Source organism: Streptomyces gamaensis (assembly GCF_042656465.1).
Taxonomy (GTDB): Bacteria; Actinomycetota; Actinomycetes; order Streptomycetales; family Streptomycetaceae; genus Streptomyces; species Streptomyces gamaensis.
In genome coordinates, this window is the sequence record NZ_JBHSPB010000057.1 from 1 (window position 1) to 2,034 (window position 2,034).

Genomic DNA, 2,034 nt, shown 5'->3' on the forward strand with positions numbered 1-2,034 from the left:
AAAGAATATCTAAAAGAAACAGATTATAAAAAAGTTCCAGGAGTTAATAATTATATCTGTAAATCTTGTGAGTTTAAGCAAAAATGCATTATATCACTTTTTTAATGAAAAAATAGAAGAGTAAAAAGATATAAAAATGTCATAATATAAAATGTAAAAATAGAGAACATGAGTCAAGTAGAAGAAGTCATAAAAAGTTTAAATAAAAAAGATATAAAAGATATAATAACTAAAAATATTAATTTTTTAGTAGAACCACAAATTCTATTTTATGCAAAAAAGAGAAATAGGATAGTAGGATATCTAGAAATCAATAATAAACATTATCGTTTTGAATTGATATTTAGCAAAGATAATAGCGTAAGTATAACAGTTGGAGAAATAATAGTTTTCGGGAGCAGTGATTTGAAATGATGAAGATTGTCACATTTAAAATTCCAGATGAAATGTTACTATTACTAGAGGCTTATGCTATGAAACATAAGATGAACAGGTCAGAAGTAATAAGGTTAGCAATAGAGAAATTAGTAGTAGACGAAATGAAAAATGAACCAGTTCCAAAAGCTAAAGTTGAAAAAATAAAGTTATGAAAAGTGCATAAAATATCCATAAAAAATAAGATATTATTTTTTTGATTTTTTAATCATTTTTTGCTAAAGTTACTCCTTTTTGACCTTGATATTTTCCGTTATATGGCTTTTCGACTGGCGTTATAGTTCTTGCAAAAATTAAGTGTAAAAATCTTTCTCCTGTTTTTAGTTTTACTGGAATTGAAGAACCAACAAGTTCTATAGTTAATTGTCCTTCAAATCCCGCATCTACTATAGTCGGCGGAATTAATAATCCTTTTCTTGCAAATGTAGATCTTAAATTGCAAAATGCTATAATATCATTTGGTAATTTTATATATTCTTTAGTTGTTAAGAGAACATGTTCATATGGATAAATTATAAATTCATCTCTTATTTCTTTCGTCATATTTTCTTTTATTCTAACTATTTCATTTCCAATTTTTAAGTCTACTCCATTTTCTCTAATTGTATCCTCACTTAAAGGTTCAATTACAAGTCTATTTAAATTTATATATCTTTTTATATCTCTATCTGATAAAATCATCTTTTCTCAGTTCTTATTTTCAGTTTCTGACATATTTATTTCTCCACAAATTACTGAGATTTTAAACATATTTCTATCATATCTCCAATTTACTTTTATATAATTTGGATATTTGAAAGTATGAACTAAATATTTTAAGATAGACATTCCAATTTTTTCGTATTCTTTCTTCTTCATATTTATTTTTATTTGTATTAATATTATTTCTTCATCTTCAAAAACATTAAAGAAATAAATATTGTCAGAGTATCTACTTTCTAACCAATTTCGAAATTGAATTATATATTTTCTACACTCATTCTTTATATCAATTTCCATATTTTAGTTAGAACAATATGACAATTTAATAGTTTTTCGTATTCTATGATATAGTCTATGATATAATATATAATCTCCGAAATTATTTTCATATTATTTTTTGCAAATGTTAAACGTGATATACATAATATTATGTATAAGACGTGAAAATTTATTAATTTCAAATCATTAATTGTAATTGACCAAATATGGCAAAAGGCAGAACGCCAAGAAGTTATTCACAAAGGTACGCGAAATGGCAAGCTAAATTTAACGCATTTTCTAATCCAACAGTCGCTAGTACTATATTGTCAAATGTAGCTCCAGTTGCCCAACAAAATTTCCAGACTAATGTACCTAAGTTTACCGCGATAAATGAAAATGTTAGTGCAGTATTATCACAATATGGAATAACTGGTCCTAACAGGGCAGTTTATCAAGGTTTTGCATTAAAGATAGCTAGAGCACTTAATAGGATTGGTGGTGGCCCGGCATTAGTAAATATGATTAGCGGTTTGAAAGCATATTATATTTCAGCCTTTAACGCAAATCCACAAGTTCTTGACGCTGTAGTTAATATTATAACTGGAAGCCCAACTGGATATGTAAGTTAAAATATTT

At 26.2% G+C, this 2,034-nt stretch carries 5 protein-coding genes; 3 read left to right on the top strand and 2 right to left on the bottom strand.

All coding sequences use genetic code 11. The annotated features are described in order from the left end of the window. Positions 1–168 precede the first annotated feature (168 nt). Positions 169–414: a hypothetical protein gene (locus tag ACFP1Z_RS33635; protein ID WP_198968526.1), complete on the top strand. Its 246-nt coding sequence runs from the start codon at positions 169–171 to the stop codon at positions 412–414. Next, the gene (locus ACFP1Z_RS33640) at positions 411–590 is read left to right on the top strand and encodes a ribbon-helix-helix protein, CopG family (protein WP_343819166.1); all 180 of its coding nucleotides are present in this window, start codon (positions 411–413) and stop codon (positions 588–590) included. The genes ACFP1Z_RS33635 and ACFP1Z_RS33640 overlap by 4 nt, the downstream gene beginning before the upstream one ends. 49 nt (positions 591–639) lie before the next feature. Here ACFP1Z_RS33640 and dcd read toward each other — a convergent pair whose 3' ends face one another. Continuing rightward, on the bottom strand, positions 640–1,116 hold the full coding sequence (dcd, locus tag ACFP1Z_RS33645) for a dCTP deaminase (RefSeq protein ID WP_198968527.1): 477 nt from the start codon (positions 1,114–1,116) through the stop codon (positions 640–642). Positions 1,117–1,122: 6 nt separating this feature from the next. Further along, positions 1,123–1,434, bottom strand: a complete 312-nt coding sequence (locus ACFP1Z_RS33650; RefSeq protein WP_198968528.1) for a hypothetical protein — start codon at positions 1,432–1,434, stop codon at positions 1,123–1,125. A 188-nt stretch (positions 1,435–1,622) separates the two neighbouring features. Between ACFP1Z_RS33650 and ACFP1Z_RS33655 the strand changes: the two genes are divergently transcribed. After that, positions 1,623–2,027: a hypothetical protein gene (locus ACFP1Z_RS33655; protein ID WP_198968529.1), complete on the top strand. Its 405-nt coding sequence runs from the start codon at positions 1,623–1,625 to the stop codon at positions 2,025–2,027. Positions 2,028–2,034: the final 7 nt, after the last annotated feature.

Coding starts and splice junctions, on each gene's coding strand:
- ACFP1Z_RS33635 (WP_198968526.1), top strand. CDS start 169: ATGAGTCAAGTAGAAGAAGTCATAAAAAGTTTAAATAAAAAAGATATA.
- ACFP1Z_RS33640 (WP_343819166.1), top strand. CDS start 411: ATGATGAAGATTGTCACATTTAAAATTCCAGATGAAATGTTACTATTA.
- dcd (WP_198968527.1), bottom strand. CDS start 1,116: ATGATTTTATCAGATAGAGATATAAAAAGATATATAAATTTAAATAGA.
- ACFP1Z_RS33650 (WP_198968528.1), bottom strand. CDS start 1,434: ATGGAAATTGATATAAAGAATGAGTGTAGAAAATATATAATTCAATTT.
- ACFP1Z_RS33655 (WP_198968529.1), top strand. CDS start 1,623: ATGGCAAAAGGCAGAACGCCAAGAAGTTATTCACAAAGGTACGCGAAA.